The following is a 1,321-nucleotide window of genomic DNA, read 5'->3' as shown; positions in this document are numbered from 1 at the left end:
AGGCCGCCGGGCGGGGAGACGATCGGCCGGTAGAGGGCGGGGCGGCGCGCGGCGAAGGCGTCGGTGCCGTCCGCCCTGAGCTTGTCGGCGGCCACGGCCGGCCGGATGTCGGCTGTGACGACGGCCTCCCCGTACCGGGGTGCCTGGGCGACGACCGTGCCGTCCGGGGCGACGATCTGGCTCTCGCCCGCGCCCTCGAGGGCCTCGGCCGGCACGCCCATGGCGGCGCTGATCGCTCCGATCCGGTCCGCCGGGAGCAGCGGCCCGACCTTGTTGGCCGCGATCACCCACACCCGGTTCTCCGCGGCACGCACCGGGATGTGCAGTGCGGCCTCGTCGAGGGCGAAGGAGTTGAGGCTGTTGAGCAGCACGTGCGCGCCGCGCAGGGCCAGACCGCGGCACACCTCCGGGACGACCCCTTCCATGCACGAGTACAGGCCGACCGGCCCGAGGGCGGTGGAGATGACCGGGCCGGGCTCGGTGGCCGGGTCCAGATGGTCGTTCTCGCTGCCCATCAGCACCTGCTTGTCCGCGGCTCCGGCGAGGGTGCCGTCCGGTCCGTAGAGCAGGCTCGCCGCGGTGATGCGCTCCGCGCCGGCCGGTCCGCCGCCGGAGGCCAGCGTGACGTGGATCTTGACGTACATGCCGTGCCGGGCCGCGTGTTCGGCGACCGGTCCCAGGAAGTCGTCCCCGGCCCGGCAGGCGGCGGCCAGCGCCTGGTCCCGGTCGTCGTACCAGGACAGGTGATTGCAGAACTCCGGCAGGACCACGAGAATCGCGCCCTGCTCCGCGGCGGCGTCGATCATCCTGAGGCATCCGGCCAGATTGGCCTTCCGGTCCCGGCCCACGGCGAACTGGGCGGCCGCGACGCGGAACGTGCGCGCTTCGTCCATGGTGAACTCCATCGGTTCCTCTAGCGGAACAGCGTTTCCCGAACATACACTCGCGGCGCCCTCCTGCGACAGAGGGATGCGACATCGAGCGAAGGAGCAAGTGCCTTGCTGCTACACGTCGTTCTGATGCGTTTCACCGATTCCGCCGACGCCTCGCAGGCCGCCGAGCGCCTGCGGCGTCTGGCCGACTCCGTCCCGCAGATCCGCTCCCTGGACGTCGGCCTGGACATCACCCACTCCGAGCAGTCCTACGACCTGGCCCTCACCACCCGTCACTCGGACCCCGCCGAACTCGCCGCCTACCAGAACCACCCCGACCACCTGGCCCTGGCCGCCTGGCTGCGTCCCCGCCTGGCCCATCGCGCGGTCGTGGACCACGTCGAGCGGTGACCCTCCGGAGCCCGCGCCCCGGACCCCGCCCCGCAGCC

At 72.7% G+C, this 1,321-nt stretch carries 2 protein-coding genes; one reads left to right on the top strand and one right to left on the bottom strand.

All coding sequences use genetic code 11. From position 1 onward, the window contains the following. Positions 1-893 (bottom strand): carbon-nitrogen hydrolase family protein (locus tag EAO71_RS37310; protein WP_147982214.1); only part of this gene is annotated, 893 nt, incomplete at its 3' end. Between the two features lie 105 nt (positions 894-998). Here EAO71_RS37310 and EAO71_RS37305 point away from each other — a divergent pair. Continuing rightward, positions 999-1,283: a Dabb family protein gene (locus EAO71_RS37305; protein ID WP_261992543.1), complete on the top strand. Its 285-nt coding sequence runs from the start codon at positions 999-1,001 to the stop codon at positions 1,281-1,283. Positions 1,284-1,321: the final 38 nt, after the last annotated feature.

Origin of the sequence: Streptomyces sp. MS191, assembly GCF_008042125.1 — a bacterium.
Lineage (GTDB): Bacteria > Actinomycetota > Actinomycetes > Streptomycetales > Streptomycetaceae > Streptomyces.
The sequence above is the reverse complement of the archived record's forward strand: the minus strand, read 5'-3'. Positions and strand labels throughout refer to the sequence as shown.